Genomic DNA, 22,564 nt, shown 5'->3' with positions numbered 1-22,564 from the left:
GAGATTCATGTTAAAATGATGGTTCCAAAAAAGCCGGCGGTTTTCCGGCAAAAACGAAGAACGGAGAGAGCGATGTGCCGAAAATCAGACGCGTCCGGAAATCCAGTTTTCCCGCGCACGAACAGTGACAGGCGTTTTTTTTCAGTCCGCATGGGAAAAACGCGGAACCGGAAAATCATCGCGGCGGCGGCGCTCATCCTCTCCGCAGGGACGATGTCCTGCGAGAAAAGGCAGCGCGAGCCTGAGTCGCGGGAAGCGCTGGGAACCGTCTGTTCCGTGAACCTTTACGAAAGCGGGACGGAAAGCAAATACGGCAAGATTTTCGCGCGGCTCGACGAGATAGACGCGCTCTTCAACCTCTCGTCGCCGGCATCGGACATTTCGCGCGTGAACGCGGCGCGCGGCGCGCCGGTCGAAGTCGCCCCCGATTTCATAAAAGTCCTGTCCGAGGCTCTCGAAATCGCGCGCGTCACGGAAGGCGCGTTCAACCCGGCATTGGGCTCCGTCACGGAACTCTGGCGGAACGCGAAAATCCACACGGACAGGATTCCGTCAAAAACGGAGATACGGAACGCGCTCGCGCACGCCGATTTCCGGAAAATACGGCTCGACGAGCAGGCGGGAACGGTCTGCATGGGAGACGCCGAGGCGAAGCTCGACTTGAACGCGATTGCGAAGGGATTCGCGGCCGACTCCATCGCGGAAATCCTCGCGCAGGGAAACGTGAAGGGCGCGACCGTCAACCTGGGCGGGCACATATACGTGTTCGGCACGAAAAAGGACCGCTCGCCGTGGAAGCTCGGCATAAAGAACCCGAACGCCCCGGAAGGAATTCCCGCGGTCTCGATATCGGGGCTGCAGGACACGGCTGTCGTCACGAGCGGAATCTACGACGGATTTTTCACGAACGGAAGCGGCGACAAAAATGCGGGCGGCGTTTTCTTCCATCATATAATCGACCCCGAAACGGGGTTCCCCGCCGACAACGGAATTCTTTCGATGACAGTCGTCTGCAGGAACGCGGCGGCGGCGGACGCTCTTGGCACGGCATTCTTCGTCATGGGAAAGGAAAAATCGTTCGCGATGATGGGCGAAGGCGCGTTCGACCCGGTTGCGGGGGGAAGACCGCTCGCGGTCTCCATAACGAACGACGCGCGCATATCGGCATCGCGCGGGCTTGAGGGATACATCGGCGTCGTCCTCAACGATTATACCATATCATTCCGATAATAAATTCAGACCATCGCGCTCCGGGGAAGCCCCGTTTACAGATGAATTTATGGGCGCGGTTATATCATCAGCAAACGATTTCCGCTTTTGCCGGCTGATTTTGCGGGGATTCGCGCGGATTTCATCGGGAGGAAGAGTATGGATTTTGAGGAACCGACCATCGAGCAGCTCGAATACATGGTTCGAATGCTGAACAAATGCACGGACTCGTTCATCTTCATGTACGACATAAACGCCGACACGTTCATCATATCCGAAAGCGCGCGCAAGATTTTCGACTTCCCGTTCGAGAAATTCGACAACGCGCTCGAGGAGCTGACGAGGATAACGCACAAGGACGACAAGACGGCGTTCTCCAACGAGATTGAGCTGATAAAGACGAACAGGAAATTCGAGCTGAACATGGAAATCCGCTGGATGAACAGGCTCGGAAGGCAGATTTGGATAACGTGCAGGGCGAACCTGATGCCGACATCAAACCCGTACACGAAAATCCTCATCGGCATCGCGGAAATCACGAACGACTCCGACAAATCCGACATCATCACGGGGCTCGCCACCGAATCGCAGCTCAGGAGCGACTTCGCGCTCATGAAGACGAGCGTGGACACCGTGTCGGGCTTCATGCTCAAAATCGACATCGACGACATCGGGACGATAAACGAGCAGTACGGCTCAAGAATCGCGGACCTCGTCCTGGCGAAAGTCGGAGAGGGATGCAGGAGGGCGTGCGACGGAATCGCAAAGGCGTACAAGGTCAGCTCGTCCGAATTCATCTGCATGAACCTCACGGGGCTTTCGGCGCTCGTCGCGCAGAAACTCTACGACAACATCAAGCGCGAAATTTCCAAGCAGGACCAGGGGCTTGGGCGCGACATCATATTCACGATATCGGGCGGAATAGTCGCGTTCACAAACGACAACTCGCATCTTGAGGCGTTCACGAGAAAGCTCAACTACACGCTGTCCGTCGCGAAGTCGCACGGGAAGAATTCGTTCGTCACATTCAACGCGAACGACTACCAGCGCCACCTGCGGAACCTCAACCTGCAGGAAGCGCTCAGGGACTCGATAAAGAACGATTTCCGCGGGTTCGAGCTTTTCTACCAGCCCGTCATCGACGCGAAGAGGATACACCTCGACGAGGACAAGACGGTGCTGAACATCATCGGGGCGGAGGCGCTCCTGCGGTGGAGCCATCCCGATTACGGAACGCTCATGCCCGACGAATTCATTCCCATCCTCGAGCGGACGGGAATGATTGTCCCCGTCGGAAGGTGGATTCTCATCAAGGCGTTCTCCCAGTGCCGCGAATGGAACAAAATCCAGCGCGATTTCCACATGAGCGTGAACATATCGTACGTGCAGGTGCAGAAAAGCGACATACTCTCGGACGTGAAGACGGCGCTCCTCAACACGAAGGTCGAGCCGCACAACATAACGATGGAGCTTACGGAAAGCGGGTACATCGACAACGCCAACGCGCTCCAGGAGCTTACGGAATCGTTCTCAAACCTCGGGCTTGACGTCGACATCGACGATTTCGGGACGGGATACTCGAACCTGCGCTACCTCCAGTACCTGCACGCCTCGACGCTCAAGCTCGACTACACGTTCGTCCACAAAGCGGCGCACGGGAACGACGGCGACAACAAGGTCATCAAGCACATCACGCAGATGGCGCACGAGCTGAACATGAAGGTCTGCATGGAAGGAATCGAGACGAAGGAGGACATGGAGAAGCTTCTCGAATACGGACCCGACAAATTCCAGGGATTCTATTTCGGCTGCCCGATGAGCGCGGTCGATTTCCGCGAGCACAACATCCGGCACGACTCGACCGCGGACATCTACGAAAAGAACAGGAGCGACGACCTGCTCGGCGAGCTCCAGAGCATCTGAAAAACGCCCTGTCAAAAAAACGCCCTGCCCGAAACAATCGCGGGCAGGGCGTCCTTTTTTCCATGGCCGTCAGGCGGCTCGCGAAAAAATGGAACGGAACCTAGATGTAATGCCTGATTTCGTTGTGGTCGATGGTCCTCGTCTTCACAGCAGTTATGTAGCTTCCGTAAAGCGCGCTCGTGACGTCGAACAGGGCGGCGAACGAGCAGAGGACGGGCGCGACCGGGCGGAACAGCAGGTATCCCGCATCAAAGCCGCGACCGTACATCGTGCAGAGAATCGTCAGCGCGACGAACGTTCCGCCGGACGGAAGCGAGCAGAGCATGAACGAAAGCCCGAACGCCGACATGAAAAGCCACACAACGTCCTCGACCTTTATATCAAGCCCCGAATACGAGCCGAGAATCGTCACGAAGCAGATTGAGATGACGAGCGACGTCCCTCCCCTGCTGAAAATCGAGAAGAACGGGAACGTGAAGCTGTTCGTCTCGTCGCGGATTCCGAGGCTCTCGCGGCCGTGCCTCATCGCAATCTGCAGCGATATGTTCGAGTCTCCCGAGAAAAACGACGCGAGAAGCGGGCAGATGCTCGCGTACAGGACGCGGAACGGGCGCGGGTCCTTGCAGACGAGCCGGATGACGAGCGGGCAGACGACAACCGCGAAGATGACGAAATCGACGGTGAGCAGGATGACGAGCGGAACGAACGTCCTCGACTCGAAATACGGGCGCGCGGAAAGAATCCAGTTGCACGAGACGGCAATCATCCCCACGGAGAACCATTCGACGAAAAAGCTCGAAATGCCGTAGCACAGGCGCGAAGCCGACTCGAAAAGCGAGATTACCGGCTTGGACGAATCCTTGTCCGACGCGCAACCAGCCCCGGCAAAACCGGCGAAAACGAACGCGGGAAGAAGGTAGACGCCGTCCTTGAGCGCGTCGAACCCGGAATACGGGAAAATCTGCATCAGGAGCGAGCGGATGCTCACCGACGGAAGCTCCGTCATCCGCTCGCCCGTTATCGGAATCCGCGGGATTTTCACGATGAGCGCGGACATGATTCCCATGACGAGAAGGATGAGCGTGAACGCGAACACGAGCAGAATCGTCCACGACGACGTTTTCAGGAGCGTCCTCGAATCGCGCAGCCTGAAGAACGCGTAGGATGCGCTGAAAAAAAGGAGCGGCATGAGCGAGTAACGCCCGAACCGCACCGCGAATTCGGAGATGCCCGAAATGACGACGCCGACCGACGACACCTTCGTCGGGAGGATGAAGTACGCCGCGATTCCGAGCGCTATTCCAATCAGATATTTTATCCAGACTTTCATAATGGGCGAATTATATCAAATAAAATGTGCGTGTGGTATAATCGGCAGAATCATGGAAAAGACACTGCTCATCGCCGGCAAGGAGCTTCCTGACGGAGAGATGTTCGCCTCGGGGGCCGTGACAAGCGGGCGGAAGACGCTTATAACGAGGCTTCCGCAACCGGGCGACGATAACGAAGGGCTGAGGACATCGACGAACGGGATTCTCAGCGCATCATGGAACAGACCGTCCGCGCTTTCCGCGCGCGCCCTCGTCCTCAAAGCCCTGAACGAATTCGGGCATCTCGACGAGTGCGTAATCGTTTTCGACGAGCCGCACCTCCTCCAGAAATACGGCGACATCGCGAGCACCGCGGAGAACGTCCGTATCATCGAGGAGCTTATATCGAGCTACCAGTACATCGCCGCGGAGATTACGACGCGCGTGCAGAAGCAGATTCGCAACGCGTCGCAGTTGTCGACGGAGGAAAAAAGGCGGCTCCGACTGGTGTTCCTCCACAAGACAAACCATTCACTCGCGCAGGGAATCCTCGAAAAATCGACGGACAAGCCGTCTTCGCCGTTCCTTTCGGCGGCATCAGCCGCGTTCAGGGCATACGCGGAGAACATCGCGGCGAGCCTCGTCGAAAGCGACGACATAACGCCGCTTCTCGTCACGTGCGACGAAGGGAACGACATGCACGCAAACGACGCAGTTCTTTCGTCGTGGCTTTTCGGATATCTCGACCAGCTCGACTCTCTCAGGAGACCCCTGTCGGCAAAACAGCGGCTCTCATGGACAAAGGCGGGGACAAAAACCCCGGGAGGCTTCGGATTCTTTGGGTAATACGGCAATCGGACTTGAGGTCCACTTCATTCTTGTATGCGCGCTCCGGATTTTTCTGAGCTTCTGCGCGGGGCTTATCCTCGGGCTTGAGAGGAAGCACCGGCAGCAGGTTCTCGGAATACGGACGCTTATCCTGATTTCGGAGTCGGCGACGCTCCTCGGAATTCTCTCGACGTTCATAGTGAAAGCCGCCGGTGCGGGAGATGCAGCCCGCATCGCGGCGCAGGTCGTAAGCGGCTGCGGATTTCTCGGCGGCGGCGCGATAATGAAAACGGGGCTGAACATAAAGGGGCTCACAAGCGCCGCAATCATATGGACGGCGGCGGCGACGGGACTTTCGCTCGGCTCGGGGCTTTATATTCCGGCGATTCTCTGCGTTCTCGTCGCGGTGATTTCCCTCGTCGGCATCGAGAAATTCGAGCAGAAATATTTTCCCGCCGAGCGCTCGAAATGCCTCCGCCTCACGTTCGACGTCCAGCCGGGCGCGCACATCGACACGGCGGAGCTGAAATCCGCGATAGAGCGCAACGGCTTCACGGTTTCCGACATGAACATGAGCCGGATTATCGCGAGCAACATGATGATTTTCCATTATTCGGTGAAGTCGCCCAAAAAAGACGACTTTTCCGCCCTTATTGACGAGCTTTCCAAAATCGGGGCGCTGTCGGAATTCTCCATAACCGACTGATTTCCCGCGCGGACAAAAAAAGACGCGCGTTTTTTGCGCGCGCCTTTTTTTTGAGCCGGTGAATCACACGGTGAACTGCGACATCTGATTTCCGATGTCGGCGATAGATTCCCTCATGCGCGACGAGATTTCCGAAAGCTCGTTCCCGCTTTCGCTCACGCGGCTCGCCCCGGACGACATTTTGTCCATCGACTCCTTCATAATCCGGCTCGAATCCTGCAAATCGTCCATGTTCCGGAGAATTTTCTTGTTCCTGTCCGCCATGTCGCGCGCCGCGCTCGTGACGTCGATGGTACTGTCCTTCATGCGCGCGAGCATGTCGATGACCTGCTGGGAGCCTTCGGTCTGCTCAACCATCGCAGCCTTAATCTGCTGAACGAGCTCGTTCGTGTGCTTGATTTCGTCGGTGACCGCCGTGAACGCGCCGCTCGAATCCTGCGAAGCCGACACGACTTCCGCAATCGACGACTGGATGCTCCGCAGCTGCTCGCCGATTGTCTTCGACTGCGTAGAGGACGTCTCGGACAGCTTCCTGATTTCATCGGAGACGACGGCGAATCCCTTTCCGGCATCCCCCGCATGGGCAGCCTCGATTGCCGCGTTCATCGCCAGGAGGTTCGTCTGGCTTGCGATCGACGCGATTGCGCTGTTCGCCTCCTGAAGCATCCTCGACATTTCCTCAATCTGAGAGATTTTCTCGTTCACCGCGTGCTGCTTCGACTGCCCGTCGAGGGAACGCGATTCAAGCTCGCCGAACGAATCCGCCATAGCATCGACAGTCGAATTCACGGAGCGGATGTTCCCGACCATCTCCTCTACGGAAGAAGACGCGGAGGAAACCTGCTCCGCCTGCGCCATTATCATCTTGTCGAGCCTGTCGATGTTCCCCGCCACGTCGTCAACGGCGCCCGCCGCCGAGCGGACGCTGCTCTCCTGCGAGGACATCGACGCGCCGACGTCGTTTATGCTTCCGATTATCTCGCTGATTGCGCGCCCCACATTGTCGGCCGCTCCGTTCATGTCCCGTCCGACCACGCGGAGCTTCGACTCCGAATCCTTAATCTCGGACGTGATGCCCTGGAATTTCTCGAGGAACCTGTTCACCTCGGCGACAAGCTCGTCGAACACGCGGAAGACGGAGCGCCTTCTCATCACGACGCGCTTCGTAAGGTCGGCGTTCCCGCTCGAAAGGTCGGCGACGGCACCCTTGAGGATGCGCAGCTGCCCGATTATGCTCAGAATCGTCACGGAAAGGAGGATGAAAACGGCGATGATTGCCAGGCTGATGAGGAACGGGAGCGCGGCGAATTTCCGGAACGACGCGTTGTCGTACGGAACTTTCAGCACGAGATGCCACTTCACGAGGTCAAGCGGCATGATAAGATACTCGCCGTCGCGGGCGCTGGATATCGTCAGCGAGGACGGAAGGGGGTCGATGCCCTTGAGGTGCGGCATCCGCTCCACAATCGGGATTTTCTTTTCTATAATCGAAGTGTCCCTGCTTCCCGTAATCTCAAGCTCGTTGTTGTAAAGGTAAATCTCTATGTCGGAATCAAGCCCGTCGACCATCGACTTGAGCATGCTCGAAAGCTCGATTCCAGTCCCGACCATCCCAATCGGAACGCCATTGTCGCGGACGACGGCGTTCACCCACAGATTGACGACGTTTATCTGCTGGTTGTAGTTGATGTTGAAGTTGTACTCGTCCGTCTTGTAGAGCGTCATGTTGTACCAGTATTCGCTAGGCAACGACGGGTCGACGACGTACTGCGGCTTCATGTCGTTCCAGAAAACCTTGTCGACGTCCGACGTCCAGTAAATCGAATGGCTCGAAAAGGAATCCCTGAACGACTCGAAATCGAGGAACGCGTTCATCTTGAGCATCGGGTCGTCGGGATCCTTCAGGTATTCCTTGACAGAGCGCGTCTTGACGAGCTGCCGTACGATTGTCAGCTGCTCGCTCATGCGCATCTCGAATTCCGTGCAACGGAGTCGGGCGGCAAGCTCCATCCTCGCGTTCGCGTCAATCCTGAACATATACTGCGAAATTTTGTTCACGATAAAAATGTCGCAGACAAGAACAAGAATTCCCAAAGCAATTCCCGCAAAAACCTTCCTCATTTTGGGCATAAACGTCCTCCATAAATAAAAACAGTCATGAAAACAGCTTCCCGAGCAGGTTCATAAAACTGCGATGCCAAAAAGACAGAGCCATTTTTGCGTTTTTGCCCGCATTCCCCGAACGGAAAACATCTAATTATAATTAAAATAAGAATTATTTAACATAATTTTTATAGTTCGGATGTTCTTTTTATCGAAAAATTTCGCCACGACGGACGGATTCCCGCCGACGCGATTTCATGGCGGAAGCCGCATGGGGATTACAAAGCAACGGCGGAATGCTAGAATGACCGTTCTATGAATTCGACGAACAGCAGCCAAAACCGATTCGAAAACCCGCTCATCGTGCAGAGCGACAGGACGATTCTTCTTGACGTGCACGCGCCCCGCGCCGACGAATGCAGGCACGCGCTTGTCCCGTTCGCGGAGCTTGAGAAATCACCGGAACATTTCCATACGTACAAGCTCACCCCGCTCTCATTGTGGAACGCGGCGGGCGCGGGATTCAAGCCTGAGGATGCTGTGCGCGTCCTGAACGAATACTCGAAATACGACGTCCCGCAATCGGTCGCGGTCTGGATTTCCGAGACGGCGGGAAGGTTCGGCAAGCTCAGGCTCGTCCCCGCCCCGGGAATCGACGTCCCCGAAAAGGAAGGGAGCGCGAAGAAAATCCGCGAGGACTACCTCTACCTCGTCACGAAAAACCAGAACGTGTTCCGCGAAATCAACGCGTCGCGCGTCGGGAAAAAATACCTTGCGCAGTGCGAGTACGTTCCCGTGTCGGCGGAAACAGACAGTGAGCTTTCAATAACGGACGAGGAGCGGAAATTCTGCTTCTCGATGCCGCTCACGCTCCGGGGGACGATAAAGCAGGAGCTTCTTTCGATGGGCTGGCCGGTAAAGGACGACGTCCCGATGAGCGACGGCGAGCCGCTTGAATTCTCATTGAGGGCGACGACTGCGGCGGGAAAGCCGTTCAGCGTGCGACAGTACCAGAGCGAGGCGGCGGACTCGATTGTCGGCGACAAGGGCGCGGGAACGGGATTCGGGACTATTGTCCTTCCGTGCGGCGCCGGCAAGACGATTGTCGGGATGGCGACGATGGCGCTCCTCAAGACGAGCACGCTCATAATCACGACGAACATCAGCGCGGTCCACCAGTGGATTGACGAGCTCGTTGACAAGACGACGCTCACGCGCGAGCAGATTTCCGAATACACGGGCGAGTCGAAGACGATAAAACCCGTAACGGTGGCGACGTACCAGATTCTCACCTGGCGGCCGGAAAAAGACGGGCCGTATCCGCACTTCTCCCTTTTCCGACAGCGCAACTGGGGGCTGATTGTCTACGACGAGGTGCACATGCTCCCCGCGCCAGTTTTCCGCGTCGTCGCGGAGATTCAGGCGGTGCGGAGAATCGGGCTGACTGCGACGCTCGTGCGCGAGGACGGGTGCGAGGGGCACGTCTTCTCCCTCGTCGGGCCAAAGCGCTACGACGTCCCGTGGAAGGATTTGGAGCATTCGGGATTCATCGCGACGGCGGAATGCATCGAGGTCAAGGTTCCGCTTCCCGAGAGCATGGAAATCGAGTACGCAGTTGCCGACCAGCGCAAAAAGCACAAAATCGCGAGCGAGAACCCCGCGAAGGAATCGTTCGTCAGGAGAATCGTGGAATCGTCGCCGGACGACAAGATTCTCGTCATCGGGCAGTACATCGAGCAGCTCCAGTCAATAGCGCAGATGCTCGGCTGCCCGATAATAACGGGGCGCACGCCGAATTCCGAGCGCGACGAGATTTACCGGAAATTCAGGACGGGCGAGATTTCCGTTCTCGTCGTGTCGAAAGTCGCGAATTTCGCAATCGACCTTCCCGACGCGAGCGTCGCAATACAGGTGAGCGGCACGTTCGGAAGCAGGCAGGAAGAGGCGCAGAGGCTCGGACGGATTCTGCGCCCGAAGGAACGGAAATCGCGCTTCTTCACGCTCATAACGAGGAACACGACGGAGGAGGATTTCGGCGCGAACAGGCAGAAATTCCTCGCCGAGCAGGGATATTCGTACAGAATTGCGCGCTGCGAGACGGAGGACGACCTTGACGACGAGCTTTCCGGCGGTGCGGCAATCGGATACTGCGGGCAGTGACGGCTTTTAGGAGGAAAATCGGATGACAGGCGAACAGGCGCGTCATGCGCAGAGGATAGTCGAATGGAGGGAATCGCTCGCGACGATGGGCGACGCGCAGTTCTTCGAGCTTATCAGGATGTACCTCGGCGAGCTGAAATCGCCGTTCAACAAGCAGAACCTCATCGAGGAGCTCAGCTCCTTTTTGCGGAAGCCGGACAACAAACGGAAAATCGCGGAGCTTCTGAGCGAGTCCGACATCGAGGTCGTCTCCGCCGTCAAATTCATCTCGGAGGCGACGCCGCGGAAAATCGCGGACTTCTTCTGCGGCAAATTCACGTTCTCAAAACTATACGAGCGGATTCTGAACCTTGAGGAGCGTCTTGTCCTCTACAAGCACGGCGACTTCCTCTTCGTAAACCCGCACCTCGACGAGACGCTTTCGACAATCGCGACGAAATCCGTGCTCGCGTGGGAGTCATGCGTCGAGAAGGAGAACACGAAGGAAGGGTTCAGGCTGTCGCCGGAGCTTCTCCTCGCGTTCGCCGCGTTTGTCAGCGAGAACGGCGACATATGCAAGGCAGACGGCTCGTTCAAGAAGCGGGCGGCGGCGGACATTGAGGCGCGCTTCCAGTGCGGGCAGGCCCCGATAAAGCGGCTCAAGGATGCGTTCGAGAACATGTCAATCCTCGTGACGAACAGCTCCGGCTCGCTTTCCGTTGACATGCCGCGATTCCGCTCGTTCGCGCATCTTCCCGAGGCGCTCCAGTACGCGTACATCGCAGTCTCGTCGCTCGGACGGTTCTCGCGGCGGATGCTCGTCCAGCAGGCAAAGCTCCTCATCGAGGTCCTTCTTTCCGTCCGGACGGGATTCACCAAGGAGAACATGATACGGACGATGTACCTGGCGACGGAGAACACGCGGCGGGACGGCGGCGAGGAAGCGTTCGGCGCGACGGGACGGTTCGCCTCGATTCTACAGCGGGCGCGGAAAACGGAGGCGGAGGCGGAAAGCGACGGGCAGAAGGAAAACGCGTTCGACGAGATGAAGCGGACGGGATGCGTCTTCTCGTCGTTCGAGCGGCTTTTCGATTCCGCGCTTGAGCTGGGGCTCCTCCGCATCCGCGGAATCGACTGCGACAAGAACGACATTTTCGCCCCGATTTCGGGAATCGGAGATTTGCTTGCCCCGCCGTCGGGCACGGAGCGGAAAGTTCTTTCGATTGACGCGGCGTTCAGCGCGATGGTTTTTCCGGGACGCCCGCTCATCGCGCTCATCGACCTTGCGAATATTCTTGAGCTCAGGAAATTCGACACCGCCGTCTCGTTCGAGATTACGAAAAAATCCGTGACGCGGGCATTCAACGCGGGGATGACGGAGGAAAAGATAAGCGAGGTTCTGTCCGACGCGTGTATGCACGAGCTTCCGCAGAACATCGCGGTTTCGCTCGACGACTGGAGGAATTCGTTCTCGTCAGTGTCGCTTTTCAGGGGGTACGTTTTGCGCGTGAGCGAGGAGAAAATCCCGCTCGTGACGAAAAATCCCGCGCTCGCGCCGCTGATTGCCGAGACGCTCGCGCCCGGAATCTTCCTCATAAACGCGGAAAGCGACGCGCAGGCGGCAAGGCTCATCGCGGAAAGCGGGCTTGATTTCATCGGAAAGGTGCGCACCGCGGAGAAAAGCGACGGCGCGGCGGAATTCCCCGTCTTCAGGGCGCGGATGATTGAGGGCTGCGGGGAAAAGAAATGCGGGAACATCACCTCGGTCGAGGAGCGGAAGGCGCATTTCGACAAAATGCGGGAAATCCTCGACTCGATGGACATCACGAAAGAGGAGCGCGAGTGCCTTCTCTTCCGCATAAACCGAAAAATCGTGCTCGACGAAAGCCAGCTCAAAGCCGAGAGCGTGAAATTCGCGAAAATCGAGGCGGGCGGGATGGACTTCACCGGAAAAGTACACATAATCGAGCAGGCGGTGACGGACAAATGCCCGATAGAGATAACGTTCGCGTCCGAGGAAAGCTCCGGCGTCGAGAGCGTCTCGGGGATTCCTTCGGGCACGGAGAAATCCGACGACGACGTGCGCGTCTCGATGCGGATTTCCGGAAGCGACGACATCAGGACGTTCTCAATCAGCCAGGCGACGAAAGTCCGGCGGATTTACGACACCGCGTTCAGAAGATAAGACGCCCGCGACGGCGGAAAGGCTTTTGCGCCTCGCGAATTCGGAAGATATTCTGAAAATTAGAGTTCGACAATTTCCGGCCTTGCATTTAGAATAGTGTGTTGTGAAAAAGGAGATTCCAAATGAAAAAGCAAAAATCGGTGTCAAAGCTCATCTGTGCCATCCTTGTGATAGGAATACTTTTATACTCAGGAGCCATTTTCTACACCGTAAGCAACAAACTCAACTCCGGAATTGCCTCGTATTTCTCCGGCGAGCTCAAGGAGCAGGCGACCGTGATGCTCGAGGAAATCGACTATGTGATGGAAAAATCCTCCCAGACGACGGACTGGATAGAGCGCACCATTGTTGACGAGTACCCGCTGCGCGGATACGGCAGGGAATTCACGTCGCAGATAGCACGCAGCGCCGTCGATTTTATGAAAATCGATTCGGTGTCGTTCTACGAAAAGAACGGCGCGCAGATTTCCGACACGAAATACGGGACGTGCGGACGGAGCGACATCATAGCGACGGTCCTGAGCGGAGAGGCCTATGCGGATTTCGTGAAGGAAGGAAACGACATTTTCGCGATGATTGCACGGCCGCTCAAAAACGGCACCGCCGTATTCGGGGCAGTGATAACGAAAACGAAAGCATCGACGATGGATTTGATTGACACGGTGTCGTCCTACACGGGAAACGACGTCACGATATTTTCGGGGACGACGCGCGCATACACGAGCATACAGGGAATGCAGGGGACGGAGATTGCCGACACCGGGCTGATTGACGCGGCGAAGCGGGGAACATCGACATCGCTCCACACGAAGATAAACGGAATCGCGTACACGGCATTCTACTTCCCGCTCAAGGACAGGAACGGGATGTTCCTGACGACGCTCTACCTCGGGCGCCCGCTCAAGGTCGTGGAGGCCGTGTCGAAGGAAATATTCAGGCCGCTCGTCGTCGTCGTCGCGCTCTGCACCATAGCGATTCTCGTCCTTATAATATCGCAGTTCTACCTGCGGATAATCCGCCCGCTGAACGCAATCGGCAAGGCGATCGACAACCTGTCGTCGGGCGACGCCGACCTCACGTTCAGGATTGCGGTGAAGGGAAACGACGAATTCTCGCGCCTCGGCATGGGCGTCAACACGTTCATCGCGATGCTCGAGGGAATCGTCAACAGGATAAAGGAGACTGCGGCGCAGGTTCTTTCCGGAAGCGAGCAGATAAGCGAGTCGAGCCAGGCGATTTCGTCGGGAGCGAGCGAGCAGGCGGCATCGACGGAGGAAATGAGCGCGACGATGGAGCAGATGGCGTCGAACATCAGCCAGACTGCGATGAACGCGCAGAAAACCGGGCTCCTCGCCGAAAAAACCTCGGAGGAAAGCGAGGCGGGCGGGCAGGCCGTGACGGAATCGGTGAACGCGGTCAAGGAAATCGCAGAGAAAATCAGCGTCATCGGAGCCATTGCGAAGCAGACGAACATCCTCGCGCTGAATGCGGCAATCGAGGCGGCGCGCGCAGGAGAAGCCGGAAAAGGATTCGCCGTCGTCGCGTCGGAAGTCCGGAAACTCGCGGAGCGCTCGCAGATTTCCGCGGGCGAAATTGTGGAGCTTTCCGAGCAGACGCTCGACGCCGCCGACAATGCGGGAGAGAAAATCGCCAACGTCATCCCCGACATCAAGCAGACGACGTACCTCATCGAGGAAATTTCTTCGTCGTGCAAGGAGCAGGACGACGGGGTGCGCCAGGTAAGCCAGGCAATCATCCAGCTCGATTCCGTCGTGCAGCAGAACGCGAGCGCCGCCGAGGAACTTGCCGCGATGAGCGAGGAGCTTTCCGCAAACGCAAGGGAACTGTCAAAAATAATTGGAGTTTTTAAGACGAAAGCCCCATGATTCACGCGACTTGTTTTTCTGCTTCATGGAGGGGCTTTGTTTTTACCGCGAAAACGCGGTAAAACCCGAGCGGATTCTTGCGCGTTGTTTTAAAGGCAGCGCGCTTTTTTTTGAGGGCAGAAAGCCCCGTGATTCACGCGACTTGTTTTTCTGCTTCATGGAGGGGCTTTGTTTTTACCGCGAAAAACGCGGTAAAACCCGAGCGGATTCTTGCGCGTTGTTTTTATAGCGACGCGCGTTTTTTTGGCAGAAAGCCCCGTGATTCACGCGACTTGTTCTGCTGCTTTGTGGGGGGCTTTGTTTTTACCGCGAAAACGCAGTAAAACCCGAGCGGATTTTTAGTGAATACATTTTGCAGATTTGGAAATTTTATAGTAGGTGGGGATGTATGCGTTATGGCGCTACTTATGATTTGTTATAAGAAACAGTTTTTTGAAGAAGTATAATTTACAGGGTAACAGTTGGGTAAGTTATAATATTTAAACCAGAAAATGGAGGAATTATTTATGGACATTTTAAGGATGATTAGAAGCCTATTCGAAAAAAAACAAAAGACTTATGTTGAATTAGACGATAAGTATGTAATTGTAACAAATACTCTCTCATATCCTGTGTTATGTTTAAAAACTAGCATTATTGTATCAGAAACCGAAAAAGCTTTATACAGTTTTGATACAGCCGCTCCGAAAGGAAAGGGTCGTGTTTTCAGTTTTACCGAAGGTATGAAAAAATGGGCAACCCAGGATGGGAAATACTCTATTTGTCCAATGTCCACAAATGCCACCGAAACAGAATCCTTAAAACAAGATAAAGAAGCCATAATTGCTTATGCAAAAGAACTTAAAGTATCAGACGTTGTTATAGACTCACTTGAGATTGGTTGTGACGGGTACCCCAAGCCCGTTCAAGAAATTATTTACGACGAAAATGGAAACAGAATGTAATGAAACTTATCATATATGGCTATGCGTTTCCTCGTCATAGCCTTTATCAAAGTAAGTCAGATTATACTTCCCATATTAATTCCGTGGCCCCGTCGGTGATTTGATTGATTCAAAATCTGTCTGGGATTGATTCTTTTGAAAGACAAAATTTTCTCTGATGTTTTCAATATCAATATCTTTAATGGCACATTAAACTAATAGCTTCAAGAACTAAAAAAGTATTTTACGGCAATGATAAAACGCACTATGCTAATTATAAAGACATAAGTGCGTTTTTGACGTTTTTTATAGAATTGGTGGCATTATTTACAGGGTAAATAGTGGATAGATTATAATACCCTTAATAACAATTAAGTTTGGGAAATAATTATGAAGTTTTATGAAACGTTAGAAAAAGAAATCTTGAATGCAGTAACGCCAGAACTGAATGAAAAGTATTTTGTGTTATCTGAGTATTTACAAACTTATAACGGGGTATTCATAGGTCGTGACCCCACAGAAAACGGTTTCGGCGATTCTGCTATGATTTACGGTTATCCTGATAAAGGAAGTCCGAAACACCCTGTAACGTCTTTGAAAACTTTTGAAGAAGTCAAGAATTACTATGAAAACATTGTAAAAGGTTACAAGGTCTATAAACTGCGTGAAGGTATTGAAGTAATGTTCAGAGAGCGACAAATGCCAGTAGATTATGAGTCAAATTTTACACCAGAATTAAAGGACAAAATAGAAGAATGGTTTGATGCGTGGTGTGATTACAAAAACAAGTTCATAACTGTTGAGGACAAAGAACAACACCTAGAAAATGTTTATAATTTGGGTGTTGTTCTTGAAAACGCAGTAAAAAATGTTGAATAAGTTGAAAATTAGGCAACTTCCAATTCTGTGAATGGTGCAAAAGGGATACCGTTTGCTTTTATAGTTGTGTAAAAAAGCTCAAACCATTTTTTGATAAAAGGTCTTTTATCATCTTCAAAATCAATACGGACATCTTTATAATAGGTTTCTGCAAGTAAAGTATTCCTATCTTCACTTTCCGCATTCTTGCTAAAGAACTCAAGTTGGGCATTTAGAACAACTGATGTTCTTGGATGTAGTGGTGTCCTATCGTAGTTTTTTGCAACTTTTTCACCAAGCTCCTTAGCATAGGCTAATGCATCTGCCATGTGTTTTATTATTAAGGAAGACATAGTAGGAATAAACTTATTTTTACAGGGTAAATGTATGAAGAGTTATAATATTTAAACCAGAAAAATGGAGGTTTGTATGATTGACTTAGGAAAACTTGAAAAAGATTTTGAAGTAGATTATTCCCCAGAGGAAGGATTTAAGAACCTTTTTATCCGTAGAAAAGTCCCAAATGACCTAAATGCCCCTCTTTATCTGATTTTTAAAGGAATTCCTTTAACAGAGGCAATAGCCATTGCAAAAGATAATGGCTTAAAGATACAGTACTGTTATGATGTTGACGGTAATGACGACCTGGAACTTTTAGATGTATGTAACCAGATAAATAAAATTATCGAGGGTCATCTGTAATTTTTCTTTTCCAATACTTAATCACTTGTTTTAGGTCGTTCATAGTAGAAAAGTGGCCACCAGTATAAGAGATTCGTTTTTTTAATCTTTCCCATTCTATAACTAATGAATAAACAATAACAAAGTATAAAAGTCTTTCAGACTGTCGTTCAGACAATCCTATCTTAGACCTCTCTATGGGTCTTGAAGATTTTTTCATGTTATTATTATTTACACAGATTTTTTCTATAAATTCGTCAAGACTCTTTCCTTCAAAATAATCTTGTGAAAGGCTATTCCAGTTTTCTTGTTTTTTACTGGTCTTGTATACAGACACACAGATTCTCATAATTTGACTAAATGAATAAGTTTTTGAATCGTCAAAACTTGTAATGTATTTTATAATCTTTCCTAAAAATGACCTATTATTCTCTTCTTGTAAGCGTGCAAGACCGTAAACTTCTTCAAAAAAGCAATCTGTGAGTTTAATCATACATAATTAGTTAGTATTTAAACATAACCACTTTATTTCAGGACATAGCCATAGGAAAAAGCTATTTCGTTATCAAAAAATTGTATTGGTAAAGATTCGGCAAAAGAAATATACCTACGTCATCTCTGATTGAAAAAAATGGAGGATGACGAAATGGCAAAGAAAGTATACACGTCCATCACGCAGCTGGTGGGAAACACTCCGCTTGTGGAGCTGACAAACTACGAGAAAAAACTCAATCTCAAGGCAAAGATTTTTGCGAAACTCGAATATTTCAACCCGGAAAGCAGCGTGAAGGACAGAATCGCGCTCAACATGCTCGAAACCGCGGAGAAAAAGGGGCTTATCACTCCGGGAAAGACTACGATAGTCGAAACGACTTCTGGTAACACGGGAATCGCCGTCGCGGCATTCGCGGCCGCGAAGGGGTACAAATTCGTCGTCTACATTCAGGATGAAGTCAGCATAGAGCGCAAGCAGGTCATAAAAGCGTTCGGTGCGAAGCTGATAAACTTGAGCGAAGTTCCCGAGTATGTGGAAGTCCTCGATGAGACCGGCGGAGATTTTGTCGCCGGAATAAAAGTTTTGAAAGAAAAAGTCATTCCGAAAATCGAAAACAGCTTCTTCATAGACCAAGTGTCGAATCCGGCGAATCCTGAGGCGCACTACAACACGACCGCGCGTGAAATCTGGAACGACACGGAAGGCGACGTCGACATTTTCGTCGCCTGCGCGGGAACCGGCGGAACGATTACAGGAACTGGAAGATTCCTCAAAGAGAAAAAGCCTTCCGTGAAGGTCGTGGGCGTTCAGCCGCCGGTGAATGACGTAATCGTGACTGGCGTCCACAATTTTACGGATGTCCAAAAAGAGCGCGTTCCGCAAGTTTTGAACAAGGAATACATCGACGATGTAGTCACGATTGTTCCCGACTCCGCTTTCGAGGCAGCCCGCCTTCTTGCGAGGACGGACGGAATCCTTGTGGGAATTTCAAGCGGAGCGGCTCTTTCCGTGGCGACGGATTTAGCGAAATCGGACGAGAACGAAGGAAAGAACATCGTCGTAATCCTTCCTGACACAGGCCTGCGCTATCTGAGCACAAACCTGTTCGCATGACGTCGGCTTTGTGTTTATCGTGCGAGCGTCTTGAAGTGCTCCACGACCAGTTTCCCCGATTCAGTCAAGTCCGAGCTTGTCCAGCCGGAAGTCTTCGAGCAGCTTGACTGAATCGCCGAGGCCGTCTCTCCCTTGTTGGAGAGGCTCCAGTTCATGTGGCTGATGTTGTATTTTTCACAAAGGCTGAACCATGATTCTGATTCAGACGAGTTGAAGCCGCCGTTTCCAGAAGCGTCGCAGGTGCCGAATTCCGTGATGAAGACTGGAAGCCCCTTGTTCACTGCCGATTCCACGCGGCTTCTGTACGAGTCCGTGTGGCTGTTCGCGTAGAAGTGGAAGGTGTACATGACGTTTCCGTAGGTTGCCGTGTCGAGCGGATTTGAAAGCGGCTCTTCGATGTCCTGGCTCCATGTGTTTGTTCCGACGATGACTACAGCGTCAGGGGCGTACTGGCGGATTACGGGGATGACCTCCTCCGCGTACGGCTTTATCGCCGAATTCCACGGAGAGTTTGTCGGTTCGTTGCAGATTTCGTAGAGGACGTTTCCGTAGTTCGCGTACTCCTTTGCGATTTCTGCGAGGAACGTCTTCGCCGCGTCTTGCGTCTCCTGCGGGTTGTAGTTGTGGACGTGCCAATCGACAAGGACGTACATTCCTTTTTTCGTGGCGTATTCGATTCCGTTCTTCATTATCGTCTTGAGCGCGCTCTGGTCGCCGCCGTCGCAGTATCCGCCGTAGTCTTTCGGGTAGAGGACGAGCCGTATGCAGTTTGTGTTGAAGTCGTCCACGAGCGTGGCGAATGCGTCCTCGTTCACGTATCTTGAGAACTCGTCCCCGAAATTCAAGCCGTGCGTTGAAAATCCGTAGAGCATGTACTTTTCGCCTTTTTCGTCCAGGAGATTCGCTCCCGATACGCTTAGTTTTCCGTGGTTCGCGTATGGTGTTCCCGTGACGGATGTCGGCTCGGCCTTCGTCTCCACGTCCGATGTCGTTGTCGAAGATGATGAAGATGATGAGCCAGAAGAAGATGTGCCTGTCGTCAGCGTTATCTTGCTTACAGAAACTCCGTATCCGTTCAGTGCAAATCCGTAGTTCTTGAGATTCGTCGCGTCCGAGGCCGTGACTGTGTATGAAAGCGGTGTCTCTCCACTCGGTTCGACGCCTCCGTATGTGCTGTCGTAGGTTCCGTTTGTGTAGCTTCCCCCTGTCATTTCCGTCCAAGAACTTCCCTGATAGTTGAATTTCAGTTTGTTGTAGCTGGCACTTGAAGCTTTTGTAAGGTGGACATCGATTTTGCAACCTGCTTCAAACGAAGAAAAATAACTCTTGTCGATTGTGATGTTGACCCAACTGGAAGAATCGTTGAAATCCCTCCATCCGCTCCATGCTTCTGTCGTGGAACTTGCGGAATTTGCGCCGGAAGTTCCATTGTTGGAATTCGTGGATGAATCGTCCCCGCTTCCGTTCGTCTGTGCTGTATTTTCCGCTTCCTCGCTTCCGCTTGTGCATCCGGCAAGCGCCGACAAGACGATTGTTCCAGCCGCGAAAAGGGCGGCTGCGTTTCTCAAAATTCTTTTCATATCTTCTCCAAATGTTTTTTTCTCTGCCAATCTTTCACAGATACATGATTCTCGGCGCATTCCGAACACGTTTCCGAATCCCCGCACGGAAGCCCCTGAAACGAGTTCATGGCGACGGAGAAGTACGCGGTTATTTTTCGGAAAGGAGCTTCTCGAGCGTCTGCGAGATGCCGAGGGCGGCCATAAGGGAGGACGCGCCCGTTTTTCCGTCGGACGGGATTCGTCCTGTTCTCACGGCGCGGAGAAGGAGGTTTTTCGGGGTGTTCTCCGCGTCGATGAATTCCATCGCCTGAACGCGATAACCGGCGCGCTCAAGAAGCTCGGCGCGTATTGCGTCCGTCGCGAGCGCGGCGAACCGTTCCTTTATGAGCCCGAAGCGGAGGAGCGGCTCGAACGGGGAACCGCAGCCGTCGGAGAGCTTCGAAAGCTGCGCGTTGACCTCATGCTGGCAGCAAGGAACGGACAAAATCGCGCGCACTCCCCTTTTCACGGCGTAGTCGAGCGCGAAATCGGTCGCGGTGTCGCATGCGTGGAGGGTCACCACGATGTCGGGCGAGCGGCTCCCGCTGTACGTCGAGATGTCGCCCACGGAAAAAGAAAGCCCCGGCAGGTTCAGCTCGGCCGCCATCCGCGAGCAGTATTCGATGACGTCCTTCTTCAAGTCCAGCCCGAACACCTCGCAGTCGATTCCCTTGATTTCCCGCAAAAAATAGTGGACCGCAAAAGTCAAATACGATTTCCCGGAGCCGAAATCGACGACGCGAAGGGGCGAGCTGTCGCCGTCACGGGCGCGGCTTTCCATCACGTCGGGAAGGATGTCGTCGACAATTTCGAGGAAGCGGTTTATCTGCCGGAATTTGTCGTACTTCGCCGCGATGACTTTTCCTTCGGCGGTCATCACGCCGAGGCGGACGAAGAACGGCACGGGAACGCCCTCCTCGATTATTCTGTTCTTGCGCTGCGTGCCGACGTTCTTCATGACGGGGGCGGACACTGCCCTCTCAATCCGCGTGATTTTTCCCTTCTTGTTCGAAAGGATTTGGATTTCCTTGTCGTCGCTCCTGATTACGCACGAGCGGAACGTCTTTCCCGCGTGCTCGTCGATGAATTCGCCGAGCGCGGATTCCGTCATGCGCTTGTGGAACACCTGCTTCTCCGTGAAGAATTCCGCGAAATACGCCTCGCCGGCGCGCGACGATGACGAGGCGAGCCTCCTGATTTTTACGCGCGTGAAATCGTTCCCCAAAATATCCGAAATTGTGCCGACCGGCTTTGACAGCGTTGCCGAAAGAATCATCTTCCCTCCCGATTGTTGGCGGACATTATGGAAGAAAAAAACGGTTTTGAGAATCGGCAATAAAAAAGCCGCCCGGATGAAGCGGACTTCAAACGGGCGGCTTTTCGATTTCCGGAGGAACTTACGCGAAAATCGGGCGGACGTTGATTACGCCGTCAATCGATTTGAGAGAAGCGAGCGCGTCGTCGCTGACCCTTCCGTCAACGTCGAGAATCGCGTACGCAATCTCGTTCCTGTTCTGGTCAATCATCCCGCTGATGTTGAATCCGGCGTTTCCGAGAACGGACGTGAAATTCGCAATCATGTTCGGGACGTTCTTGTGCGCGATGCACAGGCGCGTTCCGTTCGCGGGAATCGCCTCGTCAATCGTCGCCTTCGGGAAGTTCACGGAATTGACGATTGCGCCCGTCTCGAGGAAGTCGCGGAGCTCCTTGACTGCCATGACGGCGCAGTTGTCCTCAGCCTCGGGCGTGGAAGCGCCGAGGTGCGGAAGGCAGACGACCTTCTCGTTGTTGAGGAGGGACTCGTCGGCAAAATCCGTGACGTGCGCCGCGACTTTTCCCGATTTGATGGCGGCGAGCATGTCTGCGTTGTTCACGAGACCGCCGCGCGCGAGGTTGATAATCCTCACGCCGTCCTTCATGACCTTGATTGCGGAGGCGTTTATCATTCCCTTCGTCTCGTTCGTCTGAGGAACGTGGACCGTGATGTAGTCGGATTTCGTGTAGATTCCGTCGAGCGTCTCGACAATCTTGACGTTGCGGTCGAGGCTGAGCGCCGCTTTCACGGAAAGGAACGGGTCGTAGCCGATGACGTTCATCCCGAGCGCGAGAGCCGTGTTCGCGACCATCGCACCGATTGCGCCGAGACCGATTACGCCGAGCGTCTTTCCCTTAAGCTCGGGCCCGACGAACTTGCTCTTTCCTTTCTCCGCGAGCGAAGCAATCTCGTCGCCTTTTCCGGCAAGCTCCGTGTTCACCCATTTGTTCGCGTTGACCGCGGGGCGAGACGAAAGGAGGAGCGCGAGGATGACGAGTTCCTTAACGGCGTTCGCGTTCGCGCCTGGCGTGTTGAAGACGACGATTCCCTTCTCCGCAAGCTTGTCGCACGGGATGTTGTTCGTTCCCGCACCGGCGCGCGCGACAGCCTTCACCGTCTCGGGAAGCGCCATCTCGTGCATGTCCGCCGAGCGGACGAGAATAGCATCCGCGTTGTTAATCTCGGAAGCAACCTCATATAAGTCGCGCGGGAGTTTGTCCAATCCAATCGCGCTGATTTTGTTCAAAGTCTGAATCTTGTACATTGTCCTTTCCTTATCGTTGATATT

At 53.5% G+C, this 22,564-nt stretch carries 18 protein-coding genes; 11 read left to right on the top strand and 7 right to left on the bottom strand.

The genetic code is table 11. The annotated features are described in order from the left end of the window. Positions 1-72: 72 nt before the first annotated feature. Both TRESADRAFT_RS11045 and TRESADRAFT_RS11040 read left to right on the top strand, forming a co-directional pair. Positions 73-1,230: an FAD:protein FMN transferase gene (locus tag TRESADRAFT_RS11045; RefSeq protein WP_002705742.1), complete on the top strand. Its 1,158-nt coding sequence runs from the start codon at positions 73-75 to the stop codon at positions 1,228-1,230. Positions 1,231-1,368: 138 nt separating this feature from the next. Further along, positions 1,369-3,132 carry an EAL domain-containing protein gene (locus TRESADRAFT_RS11040; protein WP_002705741.1) on the top strand — a complete coding sequence of 588 codons (1,764 nt, stop codon included), beginning with the start codon at positions 1,369-1,371 and terminating at the stop codon, positions 3,130-3,132. A gap of 100 nt (positions 3,133-3,232) precedes the next feature. On the opposite strand, the gene TRESADRAFT_RS11035 is transcribed toward TRESADRAFT_RS11040, so the two are convergent. Next, the gene (locus TRESADRAFT_RS11035; protein ID WP_002705740.1) at positions 3,233-4,462 is read right to left on the bottom strand and encodes a dicarboxylate/amino acid:cation symporter; all 1,230 of its coding nucleotides are present in this window, start codon (positions 4,460-4,462) and stop codon (positions 3,233-3,235) included. A 52-nt stretch (positions 4,463-4,514) separates the two neighbouring features. Between TRESADRAFT_RS11035 and TRESADRAFT_RS11030 the strand changes: the two genes are divergently transcribed. Then, a complete protein-coding gene (locus TRESADRAFT_RS11030; RefSeq protein WP_002705739.1) occupies positions 4,515-5,288 on the top strand; it encodes a hypothetical protein in 774 nt (257 codons plus the stop codon). Continuing rightward, positions 5,281-5,976, top strand: a complete 696-nt coding sequence (locus tag TRESADRAFT_RS11025) for an MgtC/SapB family protein (RefSeq protein ID WP_002705738.1) — start codon at positions 5,281-5,283, stop codon at positions 5,974-5,976. Before TRESADRAFT_RS11030 ends, TRESADRAFT_RS11025 begins: the two co-directional genes overlap by 8 nt. Positions 5,977-6,039: 63 nt before the next feature. Here TRESADRAFT_RS11025 and TRESADRAFT_RS15310 read toward each other — a convergent pair whose 3' ends face one another. Then, positions 6,040-8,106: a methyl-accepting chemotaxis protein gene (locus tag TRESADRAFT_RS15310; RefSeq protein ID WP_002705736.1), complete on the bottom strand. Its 2,067-nt coding sequence runs from the start codon at positions 8,104-8,106 to the stop codon at positions 6,040-6,042. Positions 8,107-8,394: 288 nt separating this feature from the next. On the opposite strand from TRESADRAFT_RS15310, the gene TRESADRAFT_RS11015 reads away from it, so the two are divergent. The 5 genes from TRESADRAFT_RS11015 (at position 8,395) to TRESADRAFT_RS10995 (ending at position 16,091) form a co-directional block, all read left to right on the top strand. After that, on the top strand, positions 8,395-10,239 hold the full coding sequence (locus tag TRESADRAFT_RS11015) for a DNA repair helicase XPB (RefSeq protein WP_002705734.1): 1,845 nt from the start codon (positions 8,395-8,397) through the stop codon (positions 10,237-10,239). Positions 10,240-10,261: 22 nt separating this feature from the next. Beyond that, positions 10,262-12,403, top strand: a complete 2,142-nt coding sequence (locus tag TRESADRAFT_RS11010) for a helicase-associated domain-containing protein (RefSeq protein WP_002705732.1) — start codon at positions 10,262-10,264, stop codon at positions 12,401-12,403. 122 nt (positions 12,404-12,525) lie between these two features. Then, positions 12,526-14,289 carry a methyl-accepting chemotaxis protein gene (locus TRESADRAFT_RS15305; protein ID WP_002705730.1) on the top strand — a complete coding sequence of 588 codons (1,764 nt, stop codon included), beginning with the start codon at positions 12,526-12,528 and terminating at the stop codon, positions 14,287-14,289. A gap of 506 nt (positions 14,290-14,795) precedes the next feature. Beyond that, entirely contained in the window at positions 14,796-15,233 is a 438-nt protein-coding gene (locus tag TRESADRAFT_RS11000; protein WP_002705728.1) for a hypothetical protein, read from the top strand. A 369-nt stretch (positions 15,234-15,602) separates the two neighbouring features. Continuing rightward, on the top strand, positions 15,603-16,091 hold the full coding sequence (locus tag TRESADRAFT_RS10995; RefSeq protein ID WP_002705726.1) for a hypothetical protein: 489 nt from the start codon (positions 15,603-15,605) through the stop codon (positions 16,089-16,091). 8 nt (positions 16,092-16,099) lie between these two features. Here TRESADRAFT_RS10995 and TRESADRAFT_RS10990 read toward each other — a convergent pair whose 3' ends face one another. After that, a complete protein-coding gene (locus tag TRESADRAFT_RS10990; protein ID WP_141607353.1) occupies positions 16,100-16,399 on the bottom strand; it encodes a hypothetical protein in 300 nt (99 codons plus the stop codon). 100 nt (positions 16,400-16,499) lie between these two features. Between TRESADRAFT_RS10990 and TRESADRAFT_RS10985 the strand changes: the two genes are divergently transcribed. Then, positions 16,500-16,772, top strand: a complete 273-nt coding sequence (locus TRESADRAFT_RS10985) for a hypothetical protein (protein WP_002705723.1) — start codon at positions 16,500-16,502, stop codon at positions 16,770-16,772. Here the strand turns inward: TRESADRAFT_RS10985 and TRESADRAFT_RS15700 are convergent. Then, positions 16,753-17,244, bottom strand: a complete 492-nt coding sequence (locus tag TRESADRAFT_RS15700; protein ID WP_002705720.1) for a hypothetical protein — start codon at positions 17,242-17,244, stop codon at positions 16,753-16,755. The genes TRESADRAFT_RS10985 and TRESADRAFT_RS15700 overlap by 20 nt on opposite strands. A 153-nt stretch (positions 17,245-17,397) precedes the next feature. Between TRESADRAFT_RS15700 and TRESADRAFT_RS10980 the strand changes: the two genes are divergently transcribed. Further along, positions 17,398-18,360: a PLP-dependent cysteine synthase family protein gene (locus tag TRESADRAFT_RS10980; RefSeq protein ID WP_002705719.1), complete on the top strand. Its 963-nt coding sequence runs from the start codon at positions 17,398-17,400 to the stop codon at positions 18,358-18,360. 14 nt (positions 18,361-18,374) lie between these two features. Here TRESADRAFT_RS10980 and TRESADRAFT_RS15300 read toward each other — a convergent pair whose 3' ends face one another. The 3 genes from TRESADRAFT_RS15300 to TRESADRAFT_RS10965 all read right to left on the bottom strand — a co-directional run bounded on the left by TRESADRAFT_RS15300 (position 18,375) and on the right by TRESADRAFT_RS10965 (position 22,540). Next, positions 18,375-19,940 (bottom strand): glycoside hydrolase family 5 protein, encoded by a 1,566-nt coding sequence (locus TRESADRAFT_RS15300; RefSeq protein WP_002705718.1) that lies wholly within the window; start codon positions 19,938-19,940, stop codon positions 18,375-18,377. A 130-nt stretch (positions 19,941-20,070) separates the two neighbouring features. Next, positions 20,071-21,237: a class I SAM-dependent methyltransferase gene (locus tag TRESADRAFT_RS10970; RefSeq protein ID WP_002705717.1), complete on the bottom strand. Its 1,167-nt coding sequence runs from the start codon at positions 21,235-21,237 to the stop codon at positions 20,071-20,073. 121 nt (positions 21,238-21,358) lie between these two features. After that, complete coding sequence (locus TRESADRAFT_RS10965; RefSeq protein ID WP_002705716.1) at positions 21,359-22,540, bottom strand: phosphoglycerate dehydrogenase; 1,182 nt, start codon at positions 22,538-22,540, stop codon at positions 21,359-21,361. Positions 22,541-22,564 lie beyond the last annotated feature (24 nt).

Origin of the sequence: Treponema saccharophilum DSM 2985, assembly GCF_000255555.1 — a bacterium.
Taxonomy (GTDB): Bacteria; Spirochaetota; Spirochaetia; order Treponematales; family Treponemataceae; genus Treponema_D; species Treponema_D saccharophilum.
This window is presented reverse-complemented; position numbering and strand designations above follow the sequence as displayed.

What these genes read in the sequence shown, in the direction of transcription:
- TRESADRAFT_RS11045 (WP_002705742.1), top strand. Translation starts at nt 73, where the DNA reads ATGTGCCGAAAATCAGACGCGTCCGGAAATCCAGTTTTCCCGCGCACG.
- TRESADRAFT_RS11040 (WP_002705741.1), top strand. Translation starts at nt 1,369, where the DNA reads ATGGATTTTGAGGAACCGACCATCGAGCAGCTCGAATACATGGTTCGA.
- TRESADRAFT_RS11035 (WP_002705740.1), bottom strand. Translation starts at nt 4,462, where the DNA reads ATGAAAGTCTGGATAAAATATCTGATTGGAATAGCGCTCGGAATCGCG.
- TRESADRAFT_RS11030 (WP_002705739.1), top strand. Translation starts at nt 4,515, where the DNA reads ATGGAAAAGACACTGCTCATCGCCGGCAAGGAGCTTCCTGACGGAGAG.
- TRESADRAFT_RS15310 (WP_002705736.1), bottom strand. Translation starts at nt 8,106, where the DNA reads ATGCCCAAAATGAGGAAGGTTTTTGCGGGAATTGCTTTGGGAATTCTT.
- TRESADRAFT_RS11015 (WP_002705734.1), top strand. Translation starts at nt 8,395, where the DNA reads ATGAATTCGACGAACAGCAGCCAAAACCGATTCGAAAACCCGCTCATC.
- TRESADRAFT_RS11010 (WP_002705732.1), top strand. Translation starts at nt 10,262, where the DNA reads ATGACAGGCGAACAGGCGCGTCATGCGCAGAGGATAGTCGAATGGAGG.
- TRESADRAFT_RS15305 (WP_002705730.1), top strand. Translation starts at nt 12,526, where the DNA reads ATGAAAAAGCAAAAATCGGTGTCAAAGCTCATCTGTGCCATCCTTGTG.
- TRESADRAFT_RS11000 (WP_002705728.1), top strand. Translation starts at nt 14,796, where the DNA reads ATGGACATTTTAAGGATGATTAGAAGCCTATTCGAAAAAAAACAAAAG.
- TRESADRAFT_RS10995 (WP_002705726.1), top strand. Translation starts at nt 15,603, where the DNA reads ATGAAGTTTTATGAAACGTTAGAAAAAGAAATCTTGAATGCAGTAACG.
- TRESADRAFT_RS10990 (WP_141607353.1), bottom strand. Translation starts at nt 16,399, where the DNA reads ATGGCAGATGCATTAGCCTATGCTAAGGAGCTTGGTGAAAAAGTTGCA.
- TRESADRAFT_RS10985 (WP_002705723.1), top strand. Translation starts at nt 16,500, where the DNA reads ATGATTGACTTAGGAAAACTTGAAAAAGATTTTGAAGTAGATTATTCC.
- TRESADRAFT_RS15700 (WP_002705720.1), bottom strand. Translation starts at nt 17,244, where the DNA reads ATGATTAAACTCACAGATTGCTTTTTTGAAGAAGTTTACGGTCTTGCA.
- TRESADRAFT_RS10980 (WP_002705719.1), top strand. Translation starts at nt 17,398, where the DNA reads ATGGCAAAGAAAGTATACACGTCCATCACGCAGCTGGTGGGAAACACT.
- TRESADRAFT_RS15300 (WP_002705718.1), bottom strand. Translation starts at nt 19,940, where the DNA reads ATGAAAAGAATTTTGAGAAACGCAGCCGCCCTTTTCGCGGCTGGAACA.
- TRESADRAFT_RS10970 (WP_002705717.1), bottom strand. Translation starts at nt 21,237, where the DNA reads ATGATTCTTTCGGCAACGCTGTCAAAGCCGGTCGGCACAATTTCGGAT.
- TRESADRAFT_RS10965 (WP_002705716.1), bottom strand. Translation starts at nt 22,540, where the DNA reads ATGTACAAGATTCAGACTTTGAACAAAATCAGCGCGATTGGATTGGAC.